We start from the raw sequence: 25,039 nt of genomic DNA on the forward strand, positions 1-25,039 counted from the left end.
CCACATCCCGGCCGGCCACGGCCCGGGATGTGGACACGGTCCAGGGGAGGGCCGGCTCCGCGCCCCGCCGGCGGCGGGCGCGGCCCGCGCCGGCCGGGCGGTCCTACCGCTTGGCCCTGCGGTTCGCCCGCAGCCACTCCTTGTTCATGGCGGCGATCGAGGGGAGCGGGATGCCCTTGGGGCAGGCCGTGGCGCACTCACCGGTCAGGGTGCACCCGCCGAAGCCCTCCGCGTCCATCGTCGCCACCATGTCGAGCACCCGGGTCTCGCGCTCGGGAGCGCCCTGCGGCAGCACATTGAGATGGTTGACCTTCGCCGAGGTGAAGAGCATCGCCGACCCGTTGGGGCAGGCGGCCACACAGGCCCCGCAGCCGATGCACTCGGCGTGCTCGAAGGCGAAGTCCGCGTCCGGCTTGGGCACCGGGGTGGCGTGGGCCTCGGGCGCGGCGCCGGTCGGGACGGAGACATAGCCGCCGGACTGGATGATCCGGTCGAACGCGGACCGGTCGACGACCAGATCCTTCACCACCGGGAACGCGGCGGCCCGCCAGGGCTCGATGTCGATGGTGTCGCCGTCCCGGAAGGACCGCATGTGGAGCTGGCAGGTGGTGGTGCGCTCGGGGCCGTGGGCGTCGCCGTTGATGACGAGGCTGCACGCGCCGCAGATGCCCTCGCGGCAGTCGTGGTCGAAGGCCACCGGGTCCTCACCGCGCAGGATCAGCTCCTCGTTGAGGGTGTCCAGCATCTCCAGGAAGGACATGTCCTCGGAGATGTCGTCGACCTCGTAGGTCGCCATCGTGCCGGGGGCGGTGGGGTTGCGCTGCCGCCAGACGCGCAGTTTGAGCCTCATGCGTAGCTCCGCTGGGTGGGGTGGACATACTCGAAGACGAGGTCTTCGCGGTGCAGGACGGGCGCAGTGCCGGTCGCGGTGAACTCCCAGGCGGCGGCGTAGCCGAACTCCTCGTCGCGGCGTTCCGCCTCGCCCTCCGGGGTCTGGGACTCCTCCCGGAAGTGACCGCCGCAGGACTCCGCGCGGTGGAGCGCGTCCAGGCACATCAGCTCGGCCAGCTCCAGATAGTCGACGACGCGGTTGGCCTTCTCCAGCGACTGGTTGAACTCCTCGCCGGTGCCGGGGACCTTGATCCGCCGCCAGAACTCCTCCCGGATCTGCGGGATGCGGTCGAGTGCCTTCCGCAGCCCCTCCTCGGTGCGGGCCATCCCGCAGTACTCCCACATCAGCTCGCCCACCTCGCGGTGGAAGGAGTCCGGGGTGCGGTCGCCGTCGACGGCGAGCAGCAGCCGGAGCCGGTCCTCGGTCTCGGCGACGGCCTCCGCGACCGCCGGGTGGGAGGGGTCGGGCCGCTCGCCGAGCGGGGCGCGCGCCAGATAGTCGTTGATGGTGGACGGCAGGACGAAGTAGCCGTCGCCGAGCCCCTGCATCAGCGCGGAGGCGCCCAGCCGGTTGGCCCCGTGGTCGGAGAAGTTGGCCTCGCCGATCGCGAAGAGCCCGGGCACGGTGGTCTGGAGGTCGTAGTCGACCCAGAGCCCGCCCATGGTGTAGTGCACGGCGGGGTAGATCCGCATCGGCACCTCGTAGGGGTTCTCGGCGGTGATCCGCGCGTACATGTCGAAGAGGTTGCCGTACTTCTCCTCGACCTTCGCCCGGCCCATCCGGCTGATCGCGTCGGCGAAGTCGAGATAGACGCCCTGGCCGCCGGGGCCCACGCCCCGGCCCTCGTCGCAGACGTTCTTCGCGGCGCGGGAGGCGATGTCCCGGGGGACGAGGTTGCCGAAGGAGGGGTAGATCCGCTCCAGGTAGTAGTCGCGCTCGTCCTCGGGGATCTCGTTGGCGGGGCGCTGGTCGCCGCGCGCCTTCGGCACCCAGATGCGTCCGTCGTTCCGCAGCGACTCGCTCATCAGCGTCAGCTTCGACTGGTGGTCGCCGGTGCGCGGGATGCAGGTGGGGTGGATCTGGGTGAAGCAGGGGTTGGCGAGGTGGGCGCCGCGCCGGTGGGCGCGCCAGATGGCGGTGGCGTTGGAGTTCATGGCGTTGGTCGACAGATAGAAGACATTGCCGTAGCCGCCGGTCGCCAGCACCACCGCGTCGGCGAAGTGGGTGGAGATCTCGCCGGTGATCAGATCCCGGGCGACGATGCCCCGGGCCCGCCCGTCGACGACGATCAGATCGAGCATCTCGGTACGGGCGTGCAGGGTGACGCTGCCCGCCGCGATCTGCCGGGAGAGCGCCTGGTAGGCGCCGAGCAGCAGCTGCTGTCCGGTCTGGCCCCGGGCGTAGAAGGTACGGGAGACCTGGACGCCGCCGAAGGAGCGGGTGTCCAGGAGTCCGCCGTACTCGCGGGCGAAGGGCACGCCCTGGGCGACGCACTGGTCGATGATCTCCACGGAGATCTGGGCGAGCCGGTGCACATTGGACTCGCGGGCGCGGAAGTCCCCGCCCTTCACGGTGTCGTAGAACAGCCGGTGGATGGAGTCGCCGTCGTTGCGGTAGTTCTTGGCGGCGTTGATGCCGCCCTGGGCGGCGATGGAGTGGGCGCGGCGCGGTGAGTCCTGGTAGCAGAACTGCTCGACGTGGTAGCCCTGCTCGCCCAGGGTCGCGCCGGCCGCGCCGCCGGCCAGTCCGGTGCCGACGACGATCACCGTGTGCTTGCGCCGGTTGGCCGGGTTGACGAGCTTCGCCTCGAAGCGGCGGCGGTCCCAGCGGTCGGCTATCGGGCCCTCGGGGGCCTTGGTGTCGGCGATCGGTTCGCCGGTCTCGTACTCCGTGAAGCTCATCTCAGCTCACCACTCCGGTCATGACGGCGACGGGTACCGCGATGAAGCCCACGGTCAGCATCAGGGCGAGGCCGTTGGCGGCGGCCTTCAGGGCGCGGTCACGGGTGGCACTGCCCACGCCCAGGGTCTGGGCTGCGCTCCAGAAGCCATGGCGGACATGGAGGCCGACGGCGAGCATCGCGGTGATGTAGATGACATTGCCGTACCAGGTGGAGAAGGTGGCGACGATGTTCTCGTACGGCTTCCCGGCCTCGGCGTTCTCGTTGACCGTGAGGGTCGTGAGATCGAGGATGTGCCAGACGACGAAGAGGACGATGATGATGCCGCCCCACCGCATCGTGCGGGTGGCGTAACTGGCCCGCCCGCGCTTGTGCGCGTACGCCACGGGCCTGGCCCTGATGTCGCGCCGGCTGAGCTGGTACGCGGAGACCGCGTGCGCCACGACGGCCGCGACCAGCACGACCCGGACCAGCCACAGGGCCCACTCGTAGTGCAGCAGGGGGGCGCCCAGGGTGCGCAGCCAGTGGGCGTACTCGTTGAACTCCTGCGAGCCGAAGAAGACCTTCAGATTGCCCAGCACATGCGCGACGAGATAGCCGAGCATGATGAGGCCGCTCACCGCCATGACGGCCTTCTTGCCGAGCGTCGATCCCCAGAAGGTGCGCTTGGGCGACGGTTTTCGGTCCGTCGGCCCCTGTCCGGTACGCGTTGCCAGAGCCATGGGGGGAACGGTAGGGCTCCGGGGGTCAATCGGTCCAAGACATGATCCGGCTCATCTCCATAGACAAACCCTATGGTGGGTTACGGTGGGCGGTATGCAGTTCCAGCAGCTTCTGTACTTTGTCGCCGTCGCCGAGACCCGGCACTTCACCCATGCCGCCGAGCGGGTCCATGTCTCGCAGCCCTCGCTGTCGCAGCAGATCCGCGCCCTGGAGACGGAGCTGGGGGCGGAGCTGTTCAGCCGGGCGCGGGGGAACATCGGGCTCACCGAGGCGGGCGAGGCGCTGCTGCCGCTGGCCCGCAGGATTCTGGCGGACGCGGACACGGCGCGGCACGAGGTGCAGGAGCTGGTGCAGCTGCGGCGGGGGCGGGTGCGGCTGGGGGCGACGCCGAGCCTGTGCACCGGGCTGCTGCCGGAGGTGCTGCGGGTCTACCACGACCGGCATCCGGGGATCTCGCTGGTGATCGAGGAGGGCGGGTCGCACGATCTGGTGCGGCTGCTGGCGCGGGGGGCGCTGGATCTGGCGCTGATCGTGCTGCCGCTGCCGCCGGGGTCGCCGGCGCTGACGACGGTGGAGCTGCTGCGGGAGGACCTGGTGGTGGTGTCGTCGGCCTCGGTGAAGGCGCCCCGGCGGCCGGTGCGCATCCGCGATCTGCGGGACCAGCCGCTGGTGATGTTCCGGCACGGGTACGACCTGCGGGAGCTGACGGTGGCGGCGTGCCGGGCGGAGGGGTTCGAGCCCGGTTTCACGGTGGAGGGCGGCGAGATGGACGCCGTGCTGGGGTTTGTGCGGGCGGGGCTGGGGGTGGCGGTGGTGCCGAGCATGGTGGCGGGGAGGGCGGGGCCGGGGTTCCGGGTGACACCGCTGGCACAGCCGGGGCTGCGGAGGACGATCGCGCTGGCGCACCGCAGCGATGTGGCGCCGCCGAGGGCGGCGAGGGAGTTGCAGCGGGTGCTGATCGCTCGGGCCGGGTGAACCCCGTGGGGGTGCGCGTGGCGGGGCCGGGTGAACCCCGTGGGGATGCGCGTGGCGGGGCCGGGTGAACCCCGTGGGCGTACGCGTCGCGGGGCCGGGTGAACCCCGTGGGGATGCGCGTTGTCGGGCGGCGCGCGCCGTGGCGGGCACGGCCTGCGGCCGTGTCCTCAATCGCCGGACGGGCTGAAGGCACAGGGCATCCCACAGCGCGGGCTGCCGGCCCGTGTCCTTCGCCGCCGGACGGGCCGGAGGTGCCCGGGGCGTCGCACGGCGGCGGGTCGCCGGGGTGGCCTCAGATGGCGTCCGCCAGGGAGAGGGCGTGGAGGCGGTCGGGCGGGCCCGGGCGGGCGTAGTACCAGCCCTGGGCCGTGTCGCAGCCGAGTTCCCGGAGCTGCTCGGCCTGGGCGCCGGTCTCCACTCCCTCGACGGTGACGGCCAGCTCCAGACTGTGCGCCAGGGCGACGATCCCCTCCACGATCTTCACATCAACCGGGTCCACCGGGAGCTGCTGCATCCCCTGGGTGAAGGAGCGGTCCAGTTTGAGGATGCTCACCGGGAGCCGGCGCAGATTCGCCAGGTTGGAGTACCCGGTGCCGAAGTCGTCGAGCGCGATGTCCACCCCCATCTCGGCGAGCTGCCGCAGCGGCTTGAGCAGCCCCTCGTCCGCGCCGATCAGCGCCGATTCGGTGACCTCCAGGCAGAGCGCGCCCGGCGCGAGCCCCGATCCCTCCAGGACCGCGATCGTGTCGGTGACCAGGCCCGGGTGGTGGAGCTGGGTGGGTGAGAGGTTCACATTGATCCGCAGCGGCCCGCCGTCGGCGTGGTTCTGCTGCCAGAATCTCGCCTGGCGCACCGCCTCCTGGAGCACCCAGCGCCCCAGCGGCACGATCAGCCCGGTGTGCTCGGCCAGCGGAATGAACTGGTCCGGCCCCAGCACCCCGTGCTGCGGGTGGTGCCAGCGCACCAGGGCCTCCGCGCCGTGCACGCTGCCGTCGTCCAGGTGGACCAGGGGCTGGTACTCGATGAAGAACTCCCCGCGCTCCAGCGCCGCGGGCAGCGCGGTGGTCAGCCCGTGCCGGGTGATGGCCCGGGCGTCCATCTCGGGGTCGGCGATCTCATAGCGGTTGCCGCCCGCCGACTTCGCGCGGTACATGGTGATGTCGGCGCTGCGCAGCACCTCCGCCGTGGTGCGCTCCCCCGCCGGGCCCTCGACGATGCCGATCGAGCCCCGGACGGAGAACTCGCGCCCGTCGACCCGGATCGGCGAGGCGAGGGCGCCCAGAATCCTGGCCGCCAGCTCTCCCACCTCGTGCTGGGTGTCCGGCCCGGTGGTGAGCGCCACGAACTCGTCGCCGCCGAGCCGGGCCACCATCTCCCCCGGCGCGGTGGCACAGCTCTGGAGCCGGTCCGCGACCTCGACCAGCAGCCGGTCGCCCGCCGCGTGCCCGAGGCTGTCGTTGATGACCTTGAACCCGTCGAGGTCGAGATAGCAGAGCCCGAAGCGGCGGCCGTCCCCGCCAGAGATCGCCTTCTCCAGCCGCTCGGCGAAGAGCGTCCGGTTCGGCAGCCCGGTGAGCGCGTCGTGGGTGGCCTCGTACCGCAGCCGCAGATTGAGCAGCCGGCGTTCCGTGGTGTCCTCCAGCAGCGCGAGCTGGTACTGGGGGCGGCCCTCGCTGTCCCGCAGCAGCGACAGCGTCATATTGGTCCAGAGCACGGTGCCGTCGTTGCGGAAGAAGGGCTTCTCCACCCGGAAGTGCTCGCGCTCGCCGCGGATCAGCTCCCGGTGGAGCTGCCAGACGTGCGGCCGGTCCTCGGGGTGGGCCCACTCCGTGACCTTCTTGCCCCGTACATGGTTCTCCAGACCGCCGAACATGCGGGTGAGGGTCTCGTTGACCTCCAGCACATTGCCGTCGAGGTCGGCGATCCCGATGCCGATCGCCGCCCCCTCGAACACCGCCCGCAGCCGGGTCTCGGTGTCGTGCAGCGCGCTCACCGCGTCCGAGCGGGCCTGGAGCGCGGAGCGGGCGATGGCCTCCTGCTCGGCGAGGGTCCGTTCGCGCAGGGCCCGGGCGAACCCCGCGGCCAGGGCGTGCTGGAGCCGGGCGCAGCGGGCGACCCGGCTCTCCTCGGCCGCCGGGTCCGCCGGCGCTCCGGAACCGGAGCCGCAGTACAGGACCAGATAGGCGTCGATGACCCCGAGGGTGCTGCTGAGCGCCTCCGGGTCGGTGCAGTGGGCGTCGACGAGCGCGGCCCCGATCCCCTGGGCCGCCCGGGGGTCGAAGGTGCGGGCGTGCAGTGATTCGCTGAGCAGCCGGGCCAGGGGCAGCAGATGCTCCTCGACCTCGCCCCGGGTCAGCGGGGTCGCCGTCACGGGGAAGACCGCGCGGCTCCAGATGGTCGCGAACCTGCGGAGTCTGTCCTCCAGCCCGTCCGGGTCGGCCGCGGAATCCGCCGCCTGCGAGGGCACCATCACGCCTTGCGCCCCACCCCGGCGAAGCCCGCGAAGGCGTATGGGTCCTCCTGCTCGGCCGGTGCGTCGGGCCGCCAGCGGGGCGGTGACACCAGTCCGGGCTCGGTCATGTCGTACCCCTCGAAGAACCCGGCTATCCGGTCGTGTGTGCGCATGGTCAGCGGCTGTCGGATGTCACGGTAGACCCCGACCGCGCGCGCCGCCTGTTCCTCGGGCACCGGGACTCCGTCGTAGGCGGCGTGGTTGACGACGATCAGGCTGCCGGGCGCGAACGCGTCCCGGAGCCGGGCGACCGCGCCGTGCGGATCGTCCGCGTCCTCGACGAAGTGGAGCACGGAGAGCAGCAGCAGCGCCACCGGCCGCCGCAGATCGAGCAGGCCGGCCAGCTCCGGGCTGTCGAGGATCTGCCGGGGTCTGCGCAGGTCGGCGTGGGCGACGGCGGCCCGGGGCTCCTCTTCGAGCACGGCCCGGGCGTGGGCGACAACGACCGGATCGTGGTCGATGTAGAGCACCCGGGCGTCCGGATCGGCCCGCAGCGCGACCTCGTGGACGGTGCGGTCGCCGCCGGGTGTCGGGAGTCCGGCACCGACATCGATGAACTGGGTGATGCCCTGCCCGGCCGCGTACCGCACGGCCCGGCGCATGAACGCGCGGTTGGCCTGGACGACCTTGGGCAGGCCCGGCAGGAACTCCATCGCCCGGCGGGCGGCCTGGCGGTCGACCTCGAAGTTGTGCGAACCGCCCAGATAGAAGTCGTACATTCGGGACACGCTCGGCATCGATATATCGATGCCGGGCGGGGCCCAGGCGGGACGCTCCATCGATGTCTCCAACCAAGTCGCCGGGGTCGTCACGGGGGAAGTCCGGCCATGTGTATGGCGAGTGTTCGAGCCGAGGCTACTGATCGACCGCCAATTGGGCGAGTCCAAACGGAAATTAGCGGTCCGTTCTTGGTCACACGGCACAGGGGGAAACCGGCTCGTCCGCGTGCCGGGAGAGGCGGGAGGGGCCCGCCGGGGCCTCGGTCGCCGTACGGGGCTCACCCCGCCGCCGGCACGGGCCTGCCCAGCGGTTTCACCGCGCACCAAGTGCTCCCGGCGCCGCGCCCGTTGGTGCCGCCGGGCCGGGGGCCGGGGGCGGGGGTGCGGCGCTTGCGGGGTCGGTGGTCTGCTGCTGGGCGCCGTGGGAGCGGTCGGGGGCCGCTGAGCGCCTCCGCCGGACCCCCTCGGTGCCGTCCCTGCCCGGGGAGGCGACAACCGGCCATTTCCCGGGCGGTCACCGGCGCGGGCGGTCCGCCGGGAGCCGGGGGGGGGAGCCCCCGGACGCGGTGGCCGGCCCCTCCCGGTGCCGGCCGGCGGTGATCACGCGGTGCCGGGGCCTCCGCGGCGAGGTCCCGCCACCCGGGGCGCGGAACGGAGCGCGGCGGGGCCCGATGCCCGGCGGCGGGCCCGGCGGCGGACGGGGAGTCCCCGGCGGGCGGGCCGGTCCGTCCTCCGCACGGCCTACTCCGGTGACCCATTCGCCCGGCAGCGATCGCGGGCCCGGGAGAGCGCTCCTAGCGTTCCGGATATCGAGGGGCATTCCCTTCTCCGTGTGGATATCGGTTCCGCGGCTGCTCCTCGGGGAACCCGGAGGACTCACCATGCGCGCGATATGTGCCGCATCCGCCGCCGTACTGGGAGCAGCCGCTCTCGCCCTGACCCCGCCCGCCGCCACCGCCGCCGACGGCAAGGCGACCCCGCTGTTCACCGTCAGCCCCTCGACCGTCGCGCCGGGCGGGCGCGTCTCGCTGTCCGCGCGGGGATGCAGCAGTACGGCCACGGCCTCCTCCGGTGTCTTCGACGCCGTGACCATGGGCCCGGGCACCTCCGCCGTCGCCACCGTGGACCGCGACGCCCGGCGCGGTGCGCTCTACTCGGTCCAGTTCACCTGCGGCAGCCAGCGGGGCTCGTTCAACCTCGCCATCGCGGGCGGCAGCGCGTCCCCGACCATCAGCTCGACGAGCTCGGTGAGCGCGCCGGCCACCCCTCAGGGGGTGAGAGGAGGGCTCGGCGGCAGCGTCGGGGAGGTGGACGCCGGGAACATCGCGATCGGCGCGGGGCTGGTGCTGGCGGCGACCGGCGCGGCCACCCTGCTGGTCCGCAGGCGGGCGGCGGATGACCGCCGCCACTGACCCCTCGTACCGCGTCCGCTCCCTCCGTCCCCCGCCCCGGGTCCCGTCCAGGACCCGGGGCGAGCGCCTGTGCCGGGCGTTCCCGGGCCCGGTGGGGAGGTCCGGCCGGGGTCCGGTCAGGCCCGGCCGCCGACCGTGCGGCGGCGGCGGGCGATGAAGAGGGTGCCGCCGACGGCCGCCGTGGTGACCAGCCCGGCGCCGACCGCCATCTCGGCCGGTCCCGGGGCCATCGAGCCGCCCAGTCCGCCGTGGGCGCCGCGGCCCGAGACCACGGTGAAGTGCGCGGTCGCCACCTCGGACCGGTTGCCGTTGTGGCAGCGGACGGCGAGGTTGTAGCGGCCCGGGGTGGCGTGGTCGTGAATCCGGGCGCCGGCGCTGGTGCTGTTCCCCCGGTTGTCCCCGCCCCGGTTGTCGCTTCTGCTGTCGTTCCGGTTCTCGCCGCCCCGGTCCGCTCCCCGGTTCTCCTCGCGGTTCTCCTCACGGCCGTCGCGGTTGTCGCGGCCGTCCTCCCGGCCGTCCCCCCGGTGGAGACTGAGCCTCGGGAAGGCGTTGGAGGTGATGGTGCCTCCCCGGTCGCAGCCGTGCACGGTGATCGTCAGCGTGGCGCCCTGGTGGACGGAGTGGGGGCTGACGGAGACATGGATCGGGCCGTTGTCCTGGCTGTCGCCGCCCGCGGCGGCCACCGGGGCGGTCAGCCCTACGGCGGCGCATGCCGCGGCGGCCGCTGCGAGAGCGCGTGAAGCACGCATCGTGAACCTCCAGAGGAAGGCGCACCGAAGCGGCGCTCCGGGGATTCGACGAGTACGCCTTCCATGACGAACCCTCACCGGACCCACCATCCACCGCATTTCGGCACTGGTCCACCTCGGTGAGCCGGCACCCCGGCGACACGCCGAAGGAGCTGACGGAGTCGCAGGTCATGGCCCATCAGGCGTTCTGTCGTACCGATGACACGGATGGGTCACCCCGAGTGGCCGCCGCCACCCGTTCGCCCTTCTCTCCTCGCCGCTCCCCCACCGCTCGCCTAGCGTGCTCCCAGGCACCTGGGAAACAGAACAAAAGGGAGAATCATGGGCGAGGATCACCCTGGCTCGGAGTCGCGCAGACGCTCGCCGTGGGGCGTGGTGGCCCTGGTGATGCTCACGGGGATCGCGCTGATGAAGAACGGCGCGGATGTCTCCCTGGGCCCGCCCCAGCCGGCCGCCGCTGCCTCCCTGGGCCGCGCCGGTGAGACCTTCACCCCGCTCGTGCCCCCGAGATCGCTGGACTTCGCGCCCGCCGAGCGGGTGCGGATTCCCGCCCTCGACGTGGACGCCCCCGTGATGAACGTCGGCCTGGACGCCGACGGCTGGATCGAGGCGCCGCCGCCCGAGGACCGCAATATCGCCGGCTGGTACCAGAACGGCATCGCGCCCGGCCAGCGCGGCACCGCGGTGATCGTCGGCCATGTCGACAACCGCTCGGGCCCGGCCGTGTTCTACGGGCTCGGCACCGTCCGCAGGGGCGACCGGGTCGAGGTGCCCCGCCTCGACGGCTCGGAGGCGGTGTTCGAGGTGTACGGGGTGGAGGTGTTCGGCAAGGAGGACTTCCCGGCCGCCGAGGTGTACGGCGACACGGGCCATGCGGAGCTGCGGGTGATCACCTGCGGTGGCGGCTGGTCCAGGGCGAAGGGGTACGAGTCGAATGTCGTGGTCTTCGCCCGGCTGGTCCGGGGTGTCTGAGTGAGCCGTCGGAGCCGTCGGTGCGGGCCCGGGGCGGACGGCCGCTCGGTGCGGGCCCCGGGGCGGCCGGGCACTCACCGGCGCGGGCCCGGGCGGCCTGGGAACCCCTCGCGCCCGCGCGACCCGGGGCCCGGCGCGGGCGCCGGGAGCCGCTGACAGAACGATTCAGCGGCGCGGCACGGTGAGCCGGTAGCCGTCGTCCAGCAGCCGGGGAAGGTAGTGGCGGAGCGCCGCGACGCTCTGCGAGCGGTCGCCGCCCGCGTCGTGCGAGAGCACCACCACCCCGGGCGCGGCCCCGTCCAGCACCCGGCTGACGATCGTCCCGGTGCCCGGCTCGGTCCAGTCGAGGGTGTCCAGCGTCCACGCCAGCGGCTCCATGCCCAGCTCGGCGCCGATCTCGAAGGAGTGCCGGTTCCAGGCGCCGAAGGGCGCCCGGTACCAGAGCGGCGCCAGCCCCGAGACCTCCTCGATCACCTCGCTCGTGCGGCCCAGCTCGCGCCGGATGCCGGACGGCGCGAGCCGCGGGATCAGCGGATGCGACCAGGAGTGGTTGCCGATCACATGCCCGTCGTCGGCGATCTGACGGAGCAGCCGGCGGTGGACGGTGACCATCTCGCCGCAGACGAAGAACATGGCCCGTACGTCGTACCGGCGCAGTGTGCGCAGGATGCCGGGCGTGTACTGGGGGTCCGGGCCGTCGTCGAAGGTCAGGACCATGGTGCGGCCGGTGGACGCCGGCAGCCGGTGGAAGGGGCGGCGGCGCACCGGGGGCAGGGCCCGCCGCATGCCGGGCGGATGGGCGGTCATGGGCTCCAGCCGGTAGGCCGACGCCCGCACGGCCTGTCCGGCGGCCATCGGGGGGCCGCCGGGCGCGCCGGCGACCGTGCGGGAGGACCCGGCGCCCCCGGAGCCCCCGGAGCCCCACGAACCGTGCGGGCCCCGCGAGCCCTCGGGCAGGAGGAGCCCGGCGGTGGCGGCGGCACCGAGGAGCGCGGTGACACGGAGTACCGTCCGGCGGTCCGGCGGTGTCTGATCCTTCGTCATGACCAACAGCTCGCACGGCGTCCGCTCCGGGCCGATGATCAACACGCACCGGGGGTGAAAGCACCCCCGATGGGAGCAGTCGTGCGAACCACCCACTCGTGTGCGGGTGGAGGGGCCCGCGCTCAGCGGCCGGCCATGGTCAGCCCGTCCGCGGCGGCTCCGCGGCTGAGCACCGCCTCGCTGATGGACTCCTGGGCCTCGCGGTAGTCGTCCCGGTCCGCGCCGTCCGCCAGGGCGGCGGGAAGCTGGACGAGCCGGCCCGCGCCGGTGTCGTAGAACTGGGGGATGAACTCGGCCCGGCGCACCTCCCAGCGCGCGCCGGCCCCGGCGGGCGGGGCGAAGGTGAAGCGGCCGATGGAGCCCTGGTTGCCCCGGAGGTCGTGCCCGCCGTAGTGGTTGAACATCGGGCCGGCGATCTGGTCGCCCATGCCGTAGATCACCCAGGTGCCGTTCACCTTCTCGTACGCCTGCGGGACATGGGCGTGCGTACCGATGATCAGGTCGATGTCGGGGCGGCCCGCCGTGGTGGAGGCGGTCAGGGTCCGCGCGAGGGTGAGCTGCCGCTCGTCGGGGTCGGTCTGCCACTCGGTGCCCCAGTGGAGGCTGAGGACGACCACGTCCGCGCCGGATCTCCGGGCGGCGCGCGCGTCGGCGACGATCCTCTCCTCGTCGAGCGGGCTGACCGCCCAGGGCTGCCCCGGGGGCGGCTCATGGCCGTTGGTGTCGAAGGTGTAGGCGAGCTGGGCGACCTTCGCACCGCCCGCTTCCAGCCAGGCGGGGGTGGCGGCCTCGGTGGCGGTGCGGGCCGAGCCGTGGTGGGCGACACCCGCCGCGTCGAGCGCCTCAAGCGTGCGGCGGATGCCGTCGGCGCCGTCGTCCAGGGAGTGGTTGGAGGCGGTGGAGCAGGAGTCGTAGCCGGTGGCGGCCAGGCCCGCGGCGACCTCGGGCGGGGAGGTGAAGGCGGGGTAGCCGCTGTAGTCGCCGTCCGCGCCGTACACGGTCTCCATGTGGCAGATGGCCAGGTCGGCCGCCGAGACCACCGGGGCGACGGCGGCGAGCATGGGGGCGAAGTCGTAGCCGTCGTAGCCGGCGTCCGCCCTGGCCTGCTCGATGACCGAGTCGTGCGGGAGCACATCGCCGGTGGCCACCAGGGTGAAGCCGGCCGGCGGGGCGGGCGCGGCGGGGGCCCCCGAGGAACCGGCGGGCTCCCGGGCCCGCTGCCGGTCCGGCTCGGCGCAGGCGGCGGCCGAGGCGGTCAGGAGTACGGCGGTGAGGGCGAGCGCCGCCCGCCGGGCGGGGCTCGACGGCCGCCGGGCGGTTCCCGGCCAGTGGCCCGGGGCCGTGCGGGGGGTCGTGCGCCGGGTCATGGCGGCTCCCAACCGGACGGAGACCGCCCGGACCGATCAAGCGTTGATATGACGGTACGAATGCACCGTCCGGGGTGGACGGAGTCAAGCGGCCCCGCCGTCGGCGTCACCGGAACGGACCCCGGCCATCCGTTTTCTGCCGCTCACCGGCCCACCCCACCGGCTGTCGTGATCCGGCCAACCGCTCACCGCACCATTCATCGCTCCGTGCGACCGCTCGCCGATTGACCGCACGGCTCTGTCTGTCCCCGGGCGCCACGATGCGTTCCCATACACGCCATACCAGCCACGCAACAGCGACCTCCGCGCGAAAGGGTGTTGGCCATGGCAACGGCGACCGTGACCGCCTCCGCGACCACCGACGAGCGGGCCATCGCGGAACTCCAGCGCGAACACGGCCCCGCTCTGCTCTGCTTCCTCCAGCAACTGACCTACGGCGACCAGCAGCGGGCCGAGGACCTCCTCCAGGAGACCCTGGTGCGCGCCTGGCAGCACCCCGAGGCCTTCCACGGGCCGTACGAGTCGATGCGGCCCTGGCTCTTCACCGTCGGCCGGCGCCTCGCCATCGACGCGCGCCGCTCCCGGCAGGCCCGCCCCACCGAGATCGGCGACGGGGTGCTGGCCTCCACCCCCGACCCGGCCGACCCGACCGAGAGCGCCGTCGCGGCCCTCGACGTCCGGGCCGCGGTGGGGTCGCTCAGCCCCGAGCACCGGGAGGTGCTGGTGCGGATCTACTTCCACGGGCTGAGCGTGAACGAGGCGGCCGAGGTGCTCGGCATCCCGCCGGGGACCGTCAAATCACGCTCGTACTACGCGCTGCGGGCCCTCTCCCGCTGTCTGCCGGGGTACGCCCGCTCGCGCGGGGCCCCAGGGCGCGGGCGCCCCTGACCCTCCGGGTCCGGCTCCCCGGGCCCGTCCCGCACGTCCCGGGCACCCCGCCCGTGACCTCCTCTCCCTCACGCCACGGCGCGGGGCGGCCCGCCGCGAAACGACACGGTGAAGTTGGGCAAAGACCCGTCGCGAACGGTGTCTCTCGGTGGAGGCTCGTCCCTGGGCCGGCACAGCGGGCCCGCACGGGAAGGCGTCCGAGGAAGGTGGAAAGGTGCACCCCGAGAGTACGAACGGCACCAGCGGAGGCACGCTGGACATTCCCATGGCGTGGCTCTGCGCCGAGTACGTCGCGGACGAGATGCTCCGCACCGGCGGTCTGGTGGAAGGCGGCTCGCTCGAATTCCGGGCGGGGCGGGAGACCCTGGCCCTGACCGTCTATCTCTGCGACAGCTCCGACGACCCGGCCGGGCTCCGCGCCCTGTCCAGGATCGAGGAGTGGCTCACCCTCACCTCGTACGGCCATCCCTGGACCGCGTGGGTACGGGAGCGGCTGGCCGCCCGGGAGGAGCGCGAGCGGGAGCTGGGCTGCGGCGATCCCGATCTCGCGCTGGCCCGGGAGTCCTGGCGGTGGCTGCGGGCCACCGAGCTGCTCGCCACGGATCTGGGCGACGACGAGCCCTGGCACCCGGCGGTCCCGCTCGGGGTGTCCGTGGACGAGGGCGAGCAGATCTGGACACCGGCCTGGCAGCTGGGGCTGCCGCTGAGCCATCTGGCCATCCACCTCTTCTGACACCGTCCCGGCGGCGCACCGCACCTCCGGCGCACCCCGGAGGGTCCGGGCGCGCGGCCGGACCGGCGGCGTCCGGCGGACCCGCTACCCCGGCGGCGTCCGGCGGCCCGGCGAGGAGTGCACCCCCGCGCGGTACTTGGGAATCCGTACGGTGATCTTCATTCCCGCGCCCACGCCCGTCTCGATGACCAGTCCGTGGTCGTCCCCGTACACCTGGCGCAGCCGCTCGTCCACATTGGAGAGCCCGATCCCCGCCGACCCGGTCCGCTCCCCCGCGAGGATGCGGCGCAGCACGGCCGGGTCCATCCCCACCCCGGTGTCGTCGATCGTGACCATGGCCTCCGCCCCCGCGTCCTGGGCCGAGATGGTGATCCGGCACTCGCCCGGCGAGTCCTCCAGGCCGTGCTTGACCGCGTTCTCGACCAGCGGCTGGAGACAGAGGAAGGGCAGCGAAACCGGCAGCACCTCCGGCGCTATCTGGAGGGTGAGACCCAGCCGGTCACCGAAGCGCGCCCCGGCGAGCGCGAGGTACTGCTCGATCGAGCGCAGTTCGTCGGCGAGCGTGGTGAACTCGCCGTGGCGGCGGAAGGAGTAGCGGGTGAAGTCGGCGAACTCCAGCAGCAGTTCCCGCGCGCGCTCCGGGTCGGTGCGGACGAAGGAGGCGATGGCGGCGAGGGAGTTGAAGATGAAGTGCGGCGATATCTGCGCCCGCAGGGCCCGGATCTCCGCCTCGATCAGCCGGGTCCTGGAGCGGTCCAGCTCCGCCAGCTCCAGCTGCACGGAGACCCAGCGGGCGACCTCGGTCGCGGCCCGCACCAGCACGGCCGACTCGCGCGAACCGTAGGCGACCAGCGCGCCGAGCACCCCCTCCTCACCGGTCAGGGGGGCGATGACGGCCCAGCGCAGCGGGCACTCCAGATCGTCGCACTCGGTCTGCACGCTCTGGCTGCGCCCCGAGTCGAGCATCTGGGCCACCCGGACCATCACCCGCCGCTCGTGGTGGTCCCTGCCCGGCCCGTCCCAGGCGAGCACCGACGCGCGGTCGGTCAGACACAGGGCCTCGGTGCCGAGCAGCGACCGCAGCCGCCGGGCGGCCTTGCGCGCGGTGTCCTCGGTGAGGCCGGCCCGCAGCGGGGGCGCGGCGAGGGAGGCGGTGTGCAGGGTGTGGAAGGTGGCGCGCTCCACGGGGGTGCCGAGATCGAGATCGGGTCCGCCGCCGCGCCGCTCCAGCAGCCGCCCCAGCACCAGGCCCACGACGAACAGCACCGCGCCGGCCGCGACCAGCGCCGCGATTCCGGTACCCGTCATCGTTCCACTCCTTCGGGCCGGGCCCTGCCGACGAGGTCCTCCGGCAGATGGAGCCGCGCGAGGATCGCGCTGGCACCGGGCGGTATGTGGCGTGCGGTGGCGAGCGAGACGGCCACCATGGTGAGAAAGCCCAGCGGCACCGACCAGACGGCGGGCCAGGCCATCAGGGTGTGCGCCCAGCCCTCCGGGGCGAACCCGGCGCGGGTCGCCATCACGGCGGTGAGCGCGGAACCGCCCCCGGTGAGCAGCCCCGCCGTCGCGCCCGGCGGAGTGAGCCGCCGCCACCAGATGCCGAGCACCAGCAGGGGGCAGAAGGAGGAGGCGGAGACCGCGAAGGCCAGCCCGACGGCGTCGGCGACCGGCACATTGGTGGCCACCACGCTGATCGCGAGCGGGACCGCCATGGCGAGCAGGGTCGCGAGCCGGAAGTGGCGCACCCCCCGGGAGGGCAGCACGTCCTGCGAGATCACCCCGGCGACGGACATGGTCAGCCCGGAGGCGGTGGACAGGAACGCGGCGAACGCGCCGCCCGCCAGCAGGGCACCGAGCAGTTCGCCCGCGAGCCCGCCGACGATCCGCTCGGGCAGGACGAGGACGGCGGCGTCCGCCTCGCCGGTGAGGGCGAGTTCGGGGGCGTATATCCGGCCGAGCGCGCCGTAGACCGGCGGCAGCAGATAGAAGACCCCGATCATGCCGAGGACGACGAGGGTGGTGCGGCGGGCGGCGCGCCCGTGGGGGCTGGTGTAGAAGCGGACGGCGACGTGCGGGAGGCCCATGGTGCCGAGGAAGGTGGCGAGGATCAGCCCGTAGGTGGCGTAGAGGTCGTAGCCGTCCCGCCCGCCGGAGAGCGGCTGGGACCAGCTGGCCGGGTCGGTTCCCGAGGTGACGCGCTCGGGCACCCGGGCGCCCTCGGGCAGCCCGAGGGTGGTGCCGGAGGCGATGCGGTGATCGCCCTCGCCGAGGGTGACGGTGCGCCCCCGGTACTCACGGCCGTCGACCGCGCCGGAGACGGTCAGCGTCAGCGGGCGGTCCAGTTCGATCCGTACGGTGTCCTCGATCCGGATCTCGGTGTGCTGCCGCAGCACGGCGGGCGCGTCGAAGCGGGCCCTCGGCGCGCCGTCGCCGGTCCAGGCGGCGACCAGGAAGAGCGCCGGGACGAGCAGCGCGGTGAGCTTGAGCCAGTACTGGAACGCCTGGACGAAGGTGATGCTGCGCATCCCGCCGGCCGCGACCGCCCCGGCCACGACCACGGCGACGACCACTCCCCCGACCCAGCCGGGCGCGCCGGTGAGGATCTCCAGGGTCAGTCCGGCGCCCTGGAGCTGGGGCAGCAGATACAGCCAGCCGATCCCGACGACGAAGAGACTGGCGATGCGCCGCACGGTGGCGGATTCGAGCCGGGCCTCGGCGAAGTCGGAGAGGGTGTACGCCCCCGAGCGGCGCAGCGGGGCGGCGACCAGGACCAGCAGCACGAGATAGCCGGCCGTGTAGCCGATGGGGTACCAGAGCATGTCGGGGCCCTGGAGGAGGACCAGGCCGGCGATGCCGAGGAAGGAGGCGGCGGAGAGGTACTCGCCGCTGATGGCGGCGGCGTTGAGCCCCGGGTTGACCGTGCGGGAGGCGACGTAGAAGTCGGAGGTGGTGCGGGATATGCGCAGGCCGAGCCCGCCGATGAGGACGGTGGCGAGGACCACGGCGGTGACGGCGGTCACGGCGTACGCCTGGTTCACCGGCGGTCTCCGCCCTCGCCCGGGTGCATGGTTCAGCGCCCCTCGACAAGCCTGAGGAAGTCCTGCTCATTGCGTTCGGCCCGGCGGACGTACCAGCGGGCGATCAGCCACATGACCGGGTGGACGGCGACGCCCAGGATGCCCCAGACCACCGGACCGGGGGCGAGCGAGCCCCGGTGGAAGGCGTCGGGGAGGGCGAAGAGCAGGGGGAGGGTGCCGATGAACAGGACCAGGGCCCCGAGGGCGACGAGCGCGGCCCGCAGTTGACTGCGCATCAGCGAGCGTACGTAGGTGGTGCCGAGGGTGGTCTGCTCACTGATCTCGGAGCGGGCGTGGGCGTGGCCGGGGGCGCGTCGGGCGCCGCGCGGGACACCGGTGACCACCTCGCGACGGGGGCGTTGCTCTGCAGACATCGTCGTCCGCTCCAGCGTCTGTCGAACGAACTCTCGGGGGTGTGGAGTCTACGCACCGGACGATTACCGACGGTAGACGCCCCGGGGGCGGCGCCGGGGCGGGGCGAGGGTGAGGGCCATCAGGCCGGCGGCCAGCGGGAAGACCGCGACGGCGCCGAGCGCGGCGGGCAGGGTGAGCTGGGGGGCGAGCGCGCCCGCGGTGGCGCTGCCGACCCCGCCGCCGAGGAAGAAGCAGAGGTTGAGCAGGCCCATCGCGCCTCCGCGCAGGGCGGGTTCGACCCGGGCGGACATCAGGGCGGTGGTGACGACCTGGGTGATCGCCGTCCCGGCGAAGCCCAGGGAGGCTCCGGTGACGAGCTGTGCGGGGCCGGTGCCGCCGAGGGAGGCGGCGAGCGCGAGTGCCGTGGTCAGGGCGGTGGCGGTGAGCAGCCGGGTGGCTCCGGGGCCGGCGGCCAGCCGGCCGGCGACCCGGGAGAGGACCCCGCCCGCGACCGCGCCGGGCAGCAGCCAGGCCCCGATGGCGAGGACGCTCCAGCCGTGGTCCCGGGCGAGGATCTGGGGGACGGCGTACATCGCGGCGAACAGCCCCGCGTACACCCCGATTCCGGTGACGGCGGCGCGCAGGAAGGCGGCGTCGGTGATCAGGGCCCGGGGGACGAAGGAGGCGTCGGCGGTGCGGACCCGGCGGACCAGGGCGAGGAGGGTGAGGAGCAGCGCGGCGGCGAGGGCGGTGGTGACGGGTGCGGTGAGTCCGAGCCCGGAGGACTGGATCAGCAGGAGGAAGGCGGTGGCCGCGAGGGTGAGCAGGGCCGCGCCCGGGACGTCCAGGGAACGGCCGGAACCGCGGCGGGCGGTGGCCGCGCGCAGGCACAGCGGCACGGCGACGAGGGAGAGGGCGGGCATCACCAGGGTGAGGCGCCAGGTGACCCACTGGGTGAGGACGCCGCCCATCAGGGTGGCGCAGGCGGAGAAGACCGCCATGGTGGCCCCGATCCCGGCGATGGCCGCGGCGCGGTGCGCGGGGGCGGTGGCGGCGGCGAGGGCCAGGGCGCAGGAGATCATCGCTCCGGAGCCGGCGGCGAGCACGAAGCGGCCGGCCACCAGCACTTCGAGGCCGGGGGCGGCGAGGCAGATCGCGGCTCCGGCCGCCAGCACGAGGGAGCCGCTCAGCAGGGAGGCGCGGATGCCGCGGGAGTCGGCGAGCCGGCCGAAGAGGGCGGTGCCGACGGCGAGGGCGAGGGCGTACGCGGTGAGGACCCAGGCGGCGGAGGAGGCGGAGGCGCCGAGTGCCGAGGCGACCTCGGGGAGGGCGATGCCGGCGGCGGTGACGCCGAGCACGCCGGGCCCGAAGAGCAGCCCGTACCGCAGCCCGCCGGACCGCTCACGGGGCGCGGGGGCGTGCGCGGGGGCGCGGGCGCTTGTCGCGGGGGCCTGGTCAGCCGGGTCGCGGTTCATGGGGGTGCCTCACAGGGGTGGGGGCCTGACAGGGGTCGGTGCCAGGGTGAGCGCCCGTTCTCTTCCGGGCAACGGCCCCGCGCCCTTGATGTCAGGTCCCGCCCCTCCCCGAAAGCCCGCAGGCGCCCGTCCCTCTCGGGTCCCCCGTGGACGGGGTCCGTCCTCAAACGCCGGACAGGCTGACTTCCCCGACCCGCCGGGACCCGGAACCCTCGGGCCCACCGTCTACGGGGTCCGTCCTCAAACGCCGGACAGGCTGACTTTCCCGACCCGACGGGAACTGGAACCCTCCGGCCCTCCATGCACAGGGTCCGTCCTCAAACGCCGGACGGGCTGGCTTACCCAACCCGACGGGAACTGGAACCCTCCGGCCCTCCATGCACAGGGTCCGTCCTCAAACGCCGGACGGGCTGGCTTACCCAACCCGACGGGAGCCGGAACCCTCCGGCCCAGAACTCAACCAGCAACCCGAAAAACCACAGGCCCACCCTCCATCACCGGACAGGCCGGCCTACCCGGCACGGGTCGCACACTCAGCCCCGCCGGCGATTGAGGCGCGGGGTTCGGGGCAGCGCCCCGACAACAACCCGCGGATCACGAGGCGCCCGCACACCCAAGCCCGTCCCCGCGCACCGGACCAGCTCGCACAACCGAAACCCCAACCCCGGCCCCGCCGGCGATTGAGGCGCGGGGTCCGGCCCCGGGGGCGGGTCAGCGGCCCGGGGGGCGGGCGCAGTCGCTCAGGGCTATTTCCAGCTCGACATACGACTCCTCGGCCCGCCGGAACGCCACCTCCAGCGCCGCCTCCGCCCTCGGCCCCACCAACCCCTGGGACGACTCGTGGATCTCGTAGAGCACATCCGCCCAGCGCCCGGCCGCGCTCTTGATCCTCGTGAGCAGTGCCTCGACGTCACGGGCACTGGACGCCCGGGTCGCCGGCAGGCTCCGGAGTTCCTCCAGCAGCGCTTCGATGTCGGACATCAGACCCCTCACTCCCTGATCAAGGCTATGCCTCGGGTGGCGCGGGGCGCGCCTGTTCCCCCGGTGGCTCTGTCAGCGGATGACGACGGTCGCCGGGCGGGTGTGCGGGACGACGAGCGGGCGCCCACCGCTGCCGAACGGTCGGCGGACCGCGACGAACGGCGGTCGCGGCCGGTCACGGGGCGGTTCAGCCCCTGGCGTGCCGCATCAGCAGGTCCCGCAGCTGACGGGCGTGCCGGCGGCTGACGGCCAGCTCCGCGGAGCCCACCCGTACCGAGGTCGTCCCGGCGTCCAGCCGGAGCTCGTCGATGCGGGCGAGCGCGACGAGATGGCTGCGGTGGATGCGGACGAACCCGCGCGCGGCCCAGCGCTCCTCCAGGGCGGAGAGCGGGATGCGCACCAGATGGCTGCCGCTCTCGGTGTGCAGCCGGGCGTAGTCGCCCTGCGCCTCCACATAGGTGATGGTGTCGATGGGCACGAAGCGGGTGACACCGCCCAGTTCGACGGGGATCTGTTCGGAGCTGCTGTGGACCGGCCCGGGCGCCGCCGCGGGCGGCAGCAGGTCGGGCGCGGATCTGGCGGGCGCCGGGACGAGGGGCGGGTGACCCGGCGGCCGGGGTTCCCCGGCCGCGTCGACCAAGTCGCAGACCCGGCGCACGGCTTCGGCGAGCCGCTCCCTGCGGACCGGCTTGAGGACATAGTCGACGGCCTTCAGATCGAAGGCCTGAACGGCGAACCCCTCGTGGGCGGTGACGAAGACGATCAGGGGCGGGTGGGCGAAGCGGGCCAGCAGCCGGGCGACGTCGAGCCCGGTCAGCCCGGCCATGTGGATGTCGAGGAAGACGACATCGACCCCGCCGTCGGCACCGGGCCCCGCGTCGAGCGCGTGGTTGATGCGGCGCAGCGCCTCGGTCGCGTCCGTGGCTCCCTCGGCACTGGTGATCCGGGGGTCCGCGCGGAGCAGATAGAGGAGTTCCTCAAGCGCCGGTTTCTCGTCGTCGACAGCCAGTACGCGCAGCATGGTGCGGAGTCTAGAGCGGGGGCGAGGAGCGCACCATCGGTCGCGCGGGGTCCGCGGCCCCCGCCCCGGCGCGAGGGCGGGGCGGGGGCCGGACGGCTCAGGAGCGGTCCGCCGCCGGTACGAGCACCTTGCGCCCGGCGTCCTCCGCGTCCTCATCCGATTCCGGGCCCGATTCCGGGCCCGATTCCGGGCCCGGGCCCGCGTCCGGCCACTCCCCCTCCGCCGCGCCGGTGACCCTCACCGTCTCGGGCGCGGTGGCGCTGTGCCGGGCGGCCCAGCTCTCCAGGGCCGCCCGGCAGGCGTGGTCCAGATGGTGCAGCCCGCTCAGATCCAGCTCCACGGCACGGCCGTGCGGGATCGCCTCCAGGCTGTCGAGAATCCTCGGCAGCCGCAGGAAGGTGGCGTTGCCGTCGAGCCGGACCACCGCGGGACCCGGCTCGTCGCCGGTGACCCGGAGCCGCACATGGGACGCCTCCCAGGCGGTCTTGGCGACCGCCAGCGCCAGGCCGATCAGCACCCCCTCGAACATGTTCACCACGACGATCGACACGGAGGTGGCCGCCAGGATCAGCGCCTCGCCCCGGTGTTCGCGCCACAGCCGCGCGAACCGCCCCAGCGGCAGCAGCTTCCAGCCCGCGTGGATCAGGATGCCGGCGAGCGCGGGCAGCGGGATCAGGGCGAGCGCGCCCGGCAGCAGTGCCGCGAAGAGCAGCAGCCAGACGCCGTGCAGGACCCGGGAGGCCCGGGTCCTGGCGCCCGCCTCCACATTGGCCGAGCTGCGCACGATGACCGCGGTCATCGGCAGGGCGCCGAGCAGCCCGCACACCGCGTTCCCCGCGCCCTGGGCCATCAGCTCCTGGTCGTAGCGGGTGCGCGGCCCGTTGTGCAGCCGGTCCACGGCGGCGGCGCTGAAGAGGCTCTCGGCGGAGGCGATCAGGGTGAAGGCCAGCACGGTGCCGAGGACTCCGACACCGAGCAGCCCGCCGAACGCGTCGGCGCCCGGGACGGATACGGCGTTCAGCAGCCCCTGGATCTCGACGGTGGCGACCGGGAGGTCGAACAGCCAGACGGCGAGGGTCGCCAGGGCCACCGCGGCGAGCGCCCCGGGGACCGCCCGCGCCCGCCGGGGCAGCCGCTTCCACAGCACGATGACGGCGATGGTGGCGGCCCCCATGGCCAGCGAGGTCAGGGCGGTGGCGCTGCCGGCGGCGTCGACGGCGGCCGAGGGCAGTCCGGTGATCTTCCCGAGCCCGGAGGCGGGGGCGGTGAGCCCGGCGGCGGCGTACAGCTGGCCCGCGATGATCACCAGCCCGATGCCGGCGAGCATGCCCTCGACGACGGAGACGGAGATCGCCCGGAACCAGCGGCCGAGCCGCAGGGCTCCCATGAGGAGTTGCAGCAGCCCGGCGGCGAGCACGATGACACCGAGCATGGGCAGCCCGTGCTCCCGTACGGCCTCGAAGACCAGCACCGTCAGACCGGCGGCGGGCCCGGAGACCTGGAGGCTGCTCCCGGGCAGCAGGCCGGCGACGATGCCGCCCACGATGCCGGTGATCAGCCCCAGTTCGGCGGGGACACCCGAGGCGACGGCGACCCCCACACAGAGCGGCAGGGCGACGAGGAAGACGACGAGCGAGGCGGCGAAGTCCTGCCGCGCGTGCGGGAATTTCCTCACGGTGCCGCTCACAGCGGGGTGAAGGCGTTGGCGTGCGGGCGGTGGGCGAGCACGGCGCCGGTGTGCACCTCGTAGTACCAGCCGTGCAGCCGCAGCGCCCCGCTCTCCGCGCGCCGGGCCACACAGGGGTAGGAGCGCAGCCGGATCAACTGGGTGAGCACATGGTGCTGTACGGCCGAGGTGACGGCCGGGTCGTCGGAGGCGCCGGTGGAGCCGGGGACCTCGGGGGCGCTGTGGGCGAGCCAGTCGCGGACGGCGGGGACGGTGGTGAGGTCCTCACCGCGCGCCAGGGCGCCGACCGCTCCGCAGTGGGAGTGGCCGCAGACGACGATGTCCTGGACGCCGAGCACATCCACCGCGTACTCGACGGTGGCGGCCTCTGAGGTCGGCCTGCCGGGGGTGTGGGGCGGAACGATGTTGCCGGCGGTGCGGAGTTCGAAGAGTTCGCCCGGCCGGGCCCCGGTGATCAGCGAGGGGATGACCCGGGAGTCGGAGCAGGTGATGAAGAGGGCCTGGGGCCACTGGCCGTCGGCGAGCGCGGCGAGTTCGCCGGAGCGGACGGCGGACCGCCGGCCGAAGGAGCGGGCATGGTCGATGAAGGGCTGCATGTCGGTTCCTCCTGGCGCGCCGTGGGGGCGCGTCGGTGTGCGTGGGGAGCGAACGGGGCAGCGCGGACGCGTGACACCGGTCCGTGGGGGCGCCGGCGGAGCCTCGGGGGCCCGTCGGGGGTGCCGTTCGCGTGCGTGCCCGTCGGTCCGCTCAGCAGCGGAAGACCTGGAGTACGGCGGGTCCGGGGCCGGCCGGCGGTCTGGCGCGGCGCGGCAGGGCCTCGGCGGCGGCCCGCGCGGACCGCTCCAGGGCGGCGGGGGTGACCGTGCCGCCGGCGGGTCGCGGTGGCGGCCCGGCTCCGGGCTCGCCCGCGCGGTGCCGGTCCCGGGCCCGCTGGGGCGAGGTGCCTTCCTTGAGGCGCTCCCCCTCCGCGCAGCCGGCGGCCTCCGCCGCGGCGGGCGGCTGCGCGGGGAGCGCCTGTGCCGGTGCCGCGGCGGGGAGGACGAGCAGAAGGGCGATCAGCAGGGCGGCGAGAAGGCCGGAGCGGTTCCGTGCCGTGGTGCCCCGGATCATGCGCCTCCCTTCGGCGGTTCTCGCCGACCGTCCTCCCGTCGGCGCCTTTCCCGTCGATCGGCGCGGCGGCGCCCCGACCGGGCAATACGCTAAGCAGCTCAGATGTTTGCCGGGTTAACGACATGTGTCCGCGGCATGGAGGCTTGAATTCCACCGCTTGGCGCGCTCCCCCCGCCCCGGCGCGCGGCCACAACGACCCCGAAGGCTCGTCCCGGCCCTGCCGGCGGGGCTCAGAACAATGTCATTCGATGGTACATTCCACGACCATGTTTGCGTATCCTCGCACATCGGCCGAGAATTCGAGAATTATTAGCATATACATAATTCATACATCTCGTATCGCTTAATCCAAATTCATTGACTTATACACCCGAAGAAAATTACGGTGGATTTCGCTGGTTTCCCGTCCGGCCCTGCTCACGTCGCGCAGTGCGTCAATACGCGGTCG

22 protein-coding genes are annotated in these 25,039 nt (G+C 73.5%); 5 read left to right on the top strand and 17 right to left on the bottom strand.

The features are described 5' to 3' along the window. Positions 1-103: 103 nt before the first annotated feature. Genes ABT122_RS18575 through ABT122_RS18585 form a run of 3 tightly spaced genes read right to left on the bottom strand, consistent with a single transcriptional unit; the run spans position 104 to position 3,514 of the window. A complete protein-coding gene (locus ABT122_RS18575; protein WP_351552840.1) occupies positions 104-850 on the bottom strand; it encodes a succinate dehydrogenase/fumarate reductase iron-sulfur subunit in 747 nt (248 codons plus the stop codon). Next, positions 847-2,793: a fumarate reductase/succinate dehydrogenase flavoprotein subunit gene (locus tag ABT122_RS18580; protein ID WP_351552843.1), complete on the bottom strand. Its 1,947-nt coding sequence runs from the start codon at positions 2,791-2,793 to the stop codon at positions 847-849. The genes ABT122_RS18575 and ABT122_RS18580 overlap by 4 nt, the downstream gene beginning before the upstream one ends. Before the next feature lies 1 nt (position 2,794). Continuing rightward, a complete protein-coding gene (locus tag ABT122_RS18585) occupies positions 2,795-3,514 on the bottom strand; it encodes a succinate dehydrogenase (RefSeq protein ID WP_351552845.1) in 720 nt (239 codons plus the stop codon). Between the two features lie 94 nt (positions 3,515-3,608). On the opposite strand from ABT122_RS18585, the gene ABT122_RS18590 reads away from it, so the two are divergent. After that, a complete protein-coding gene (locus ABT122_RS18590; RefSeq protein WP_351552848.1) occupies positions 3,609-4,490 on the top strand; it encodes a LysR family transcriptional regulator in 882 nt (293 codons plus the stop codon). 292 nt (positions 4,491-4,782) lie between these two features. Here ABT122_RS18590 and ABT122_RS18595 read toward each other — a convergent pair whose 3' ends face one another. Both ABT122_RS18595 and ABT122_RS18600 read right to left on the bottom strand, forming a co-directional pair. Next, the gene (locus tag ABT122_RS18595) at positions 4,783-6,960 is read right to left on the bottom strand and encodes a putative bifunctional diguanylate cyclase/phosphodiesterase (protein ID WP_451066750.1); all 2,178 of its coding nucleotides are present in this window, start codon (positions 6,958-6,960) and stop codon (positions 4,783-4,785) included. Further along, complete coding sequence (locus tag ABT122_RS18600; RefSeq protein ID WP_351552853.1) at positions 6,960-7,781, bottom strand: SAM-dependent methyltransferase; 822 nt, start codon at positions 7,779-7,781, stop codon at positions 6,960-6,962. The genes ABT122_RS18595 and ABT122_RS18600 overlap by 1 nt, the downstream gene beginning before the upstream one ends. An 821-nt stretch (positions 7,782-8,602) precedes the next feature. On the opposite strand from ABT122_RS18600, the gene ABT122_RS18605 reads away from it, so the two are divergent. Further along, positions 8,603-9,133 carry a hypothetical protein gene (locus ABT122_RS18605; RefSeq protein ID WP_351552856.1) on the top strand — a complete coding sequence of 177 codons (531 nt, stop codon included), beginning with the start codon at positions 8,603-8,605 and terminating at the stop codon, positions 9,131-9,133. A gap of 116 nt (positions 9,134-9,249) precedes the next feature. Here the strand turns inward: ABT122_RS18605 and ABT122_RS18610 are convergent, their stop codons facing one another. Continuing rightward, positions 9,250-9,882 (bottom strand): hypothetical protein, encoded by a 633-nt coding sequence (locus ABT122_RS18610; protein ID WP_351552859.1) that lies wholly within the window; start codon positions 9,880-9,882, stop codon positions 9,250-9,252. A gap of 321 nt (positions 9,883-10,203) precedes the next feature. Between ABT122_RS18610 and ABT122_RS18615 the strand changes: the two genes are divergently transcribed. Next, complete coding sequence (locus tag ABT122_RS18615; protein ID WP_351552862.1) at positions 10,204-10,854, top strand: class F sortase; 651 nt, start codon at positions 10,204-10,206, stop codon at positions 10,852-10,854. Between the two features lie 165 nt (positions 10,855-11,019). Here ABT122_RS18615 and ABT122_RS18620 read toward each other — a convergent pair whose 3' ends face one another. Together ABT122_RS18620 and ABT122_RS18625 are read right to left on the bottom strand one after the other, a co-directional pair. Continuing rightward, positions 11,020-11,898 carry a polysaccharide deacetylase family protein gene (locus tag ABT122_RS18620; RefSeq protein ID WP_351552865.1) on the bottom strand — a complete coding sequence of 293 codons (879 nt, stop codon included), beginning with the start codon at positions 11,896-11,898 and terminating at the stop codon, positions 11,020-11,022. 122 nt (positions 11,899-12,020) lie between these two features. Next, a complete protein-coding gene (locus ABT122_RS18625) occupies positions 12,021-13,265 on the bottom strand; it encodes a CapA family protein (RefSeq protein ID WP_351552868.1) in 1,245 nt (414 codons plus the stop codon). A 324-nt stretch (positions 13,266-13,589) separates the two neighbouring features. On the opposite strand from ABT122_RS18625, the gene ABT122_RS18630 reads away from it, so the two are divergent. Both ABT122_RS18630 and ABT122_RS18635 read left to right on the top strand, forming a co-directional pair. Then, positions 13,590-14,153 carry a sigma-70 family RNA polymerase sigma factor gene (locus tag ABT122_RS18630; RefSeq protein ID WP_351552871.1) on the top strand — a complete coding sequence of 188 codons (564 nt, stop codon included), beginning with the start codon at positions 13,590-13,592 and terminating at the stop codon, positions 14,151-14,153. Between the two features lie 214 nt (positions 14,154-14,367). Continuing rightward, complete coding sequence (locus tag ABT122_RS18635; protein ID WP_351552874.1) at positions 14,368-14,886, top strand: hypothetical protein; 519 nt, start codon at positions 14,368-14,370, stop codon at positions 14,884-14,886. Between the two features lie 84 nt (positions 14,887-14,970). On the opposite strand, the gene ABT122_RS18640 is transcribed toward ABT122_RS18635, so the two are convergent. From ABT122_RS18640 to ABT122_RS18680, 9 genes are all read right to left on the bottom strand, one after another. Continuing rightward, positions 14,971-16,194, bottom strand: a complete 1,224-nt coding sequence (locus ABT122_RS18640; RefSeq protein WP_351552877.1) for a sensor histidine kinase — start codon at positions 16,192-16,194, stop codon at positions 14,971-14,973. Further along, a complete protein-coding gene (locus ABT122_RS18645) occupies positions 16,191-17,924 on the bottom strand; it encodes a sodium/solute symporter (protein ID WP_351552879.1) in 1,734 nt (577 codons plus the stop codon). Before ABT122_RS18645 ends, ABT122_RS18640 begins: the two co-directional genes overlap by 4 nt. 32 nt (positions 17,925-17,956) lie before the next feature. Beyond that, positions 17,957-18,337, bottom strand: a complete 381-nt coding sequence (locus ABT122_RS18650; protein ID WP_351552881.1) for a DUF485 domain-containing protein — start codon at positions 18,335-18,337, stop codon at positions 17,957-17,959. A gap of 63 nt (positions 18,338-18,400) precedes the next feature. Beyond that, positions 18,401-19,792, bottom strand: a complete 1,392-nt coding sequence (locus ABT122_RS18655) for an MFS transporter (RefSeq protein WP_351552883.1) — start codon at positions 19,790-19,792, stop codon at positions 18,401-18,403. Positions 19,793-20,503: 711 nt separating this feature from the next. Continuing rightward, positions 20,504-20,773 (bottom strand): hypothetical protein, encoded by a 270-nt coding sequence (locus tag ABT122_RS18660; RefSeq protein ID WP_351552885.1) that lies wholly within the window; start codon positions 20,771-20,773, stop codon positions 20,504-20,506. Positions 20,774-20,960: 187 nt separating this feature from the next. Further along, entirely contained in the window at positions 20,961-21,794 is an 834-nt protein-coding gene (locus ABT122_RS18665; RefSeq protein ID WP_351552888.1) for a LytR/AlgR family response regulator transcription factor, read from the bottom strand. A gap of 97 nt (positions 21,795-21,891) precedes the next feature. Continuing rightward, the gene (locus tag ABT122_RS18670; protein ID WP_351552890.1) at positions 21,892-23,481 is read right to left on the bottom strand and encodes a SulP family inorganic anion transporter; all 1,590 of its coding nucleotides are present in this window, start codon (positions 23,479-23,481) and stop codon (positions 21,892-21,894) included. After that, complete coding sequence (locus tag ABT122_RS18675; RefSeq protein ID WP_351552892.1) at positions 23,478-24,077, bottom strand: carbonic anhydrase; 600 nt, start codon at positions 24,075-24,077, stop codon at positions 23,478-23,480. The genes ABT122_RS18670 and ABT122_RS18675 overlap by 4 nt, the downstream gene beginning before the upstream one ends. A gap of 151 nt (positions 24,078-24,228) precedes the next feature. Beyond that, positions 24,229-24,591, bottom strand: a complete 363-nt coding sequence (locus ABT122_RS18680; protein ID WP_351552895.1) for a hypothetical protein — start codon at positions 24,589-24,591, stop codon at positions 24,229-24,231. Positions 24,592-25,039 lie beyond the last annotated feature (448 nt).

Origin of the sequence: Streptomyces sp. NPDC001985 (assembly GCF_040296845.1) — a bacterium.
Classification (GTDB): domain Bacteria; phylum Actinomycetota; class Actinomycetes; order Streptomycetales; family Streptomycetaceae; genus Streptomyces.

Bases quoted from the DNA above. Each gene is read 5' to 3' on its own strand.
- ABT122_RS18630 (WP_351552871.1), top strand. From the start codon at position 13,590: ATGGCAACGGCGACCGTGACCGCCTCCGCGACCACCGACGAGCGGGCC.
- ABT122_RS18675 (WP_351552892.1), bottom strand. From the start codon at position 24,077: ATGCAGCCCTTCATCGACCATGCCCGCTCCTTCGGCCGGCGGTCCGCC.
- ABT122_RS18580 (WP_351552843.1), bottom strand. From the start codon at position 2,793: ATGAGCTTCACGGAGTACGAGACCGGCGAACCGATCGCCGACACCAAG.
- ABT122_RS18605 (WP_351552856.1), top strand. From the start codon at position 8,603: ATGCGCGCGATATGTGCCGCATCCGCCGCCGTACTGGGAGCAGCCGCT.
- ABT122_RS18575 (WP_351552840.1), bottom strand. From the start codon at position 850: ATGAGGCTCAAACTGCGCGTCTGGCGGCAGCGCAACCCCACCGCCCCC.
- ABT122_RS18610 (WP_351552859.1), bottom strand. From the start codon at position 9,882: ATGCGTGCTTCACGCGCTCTCGCAGCGGCCGCCGCGGCATGCGCCGCC.
- ABT122_RS18655 (WP_351552883.1), bottom strand. From the start codon at position 19,792: ATGAACCGCGACCCGGCTGACCAGGCCCCCGCGACAAGCGCCCGCGCC.
- ABT122_RS18585 (WP_351552845.1), bottom strand. From the start codon at position 3,514: ATGGCTCTGGCAACGCGTACCGGACAGGGGCCGACGGACCGAAAACCG.
- ABT122_RS18595 (WP_451066750.1), bottom strand. From the start codon at position 6,960: ATGGTGCCCTCGCAGGCGGCGGATTCCGCGGCCGACCCGGACGGGCTG.
- ABT122_RS18615 (WP_351552862.1), top strand. From the start codon at position 10,204: ATGGGCGAGGATCACCCTGGCTCGGAGTCGCGCAGACGCTCGCCGTGG.
- ABT122_RS18640 (WP_351552877.1), bottom strand. From the start codon at position 16,194: ATGACGGGTACCGGAATCGCGGCGCTGGTCGCGGCCGGCGCGGTGCTG.
- ABT122_RS18665 (WP_351552888.1), bottom strand. From the start codon at position 21,794: ATGCTGCGCGTACTGGCTGTCGACGACGAGAAACCGGCGCTTGAGGAA.
- ABT122_RS18660 (WP_351552885.1), bottom strand. From the start codon at position 20,773: ATGTCCGACATCGAAGCGCTGCTGGAGGAACTCCGGAGCCTGCCGGCG.
- ABT122_RS18620 (WP_351552865.1), bottom strand. From the start codon at position 11,898: ATGACGAAGGATCAGACACCGCCGGACCGCCGGACGGTACTCCGTGTC.
- ABT122_RS18680 (WP_351552895.1), bottom strand. From the start codon at position 24,591: ATGATCCGGGGCACCACGGCACGGAACCGCTCCGGCCTTCTCGCCGCC.
- ABT122_RS18590 (WP_351552848.1), top strand. From the start codon at position 3,609: ATGCAGTTCCAGCAGCTTCTGTACTTTGTCGCCGTCGCCGAGACCCGG.
- ABT122_RS18650 (WP_351552881.1), bottom strand. From the start codon at position 18,337: ATGTCTGCAGAGCAACGCCCCCGTCGCGAGGTGGTCACCGGTGTCCCG.
- ABT122_RS18625 (WP_351552868.1), bottom strand. From the start codon at position 13,265: ATGACCCGGCGCACGACCCCCCGCACGGCCCCGGGCCACTGGCCGGGA.
- ABT122_RS18600 (WP_351552853.1), bottom strand. From the start codon at position 7,781: ATGGAGCGTCCCGCCTGGGCCCCGCCCGGCATCGATATATCGATGCCG.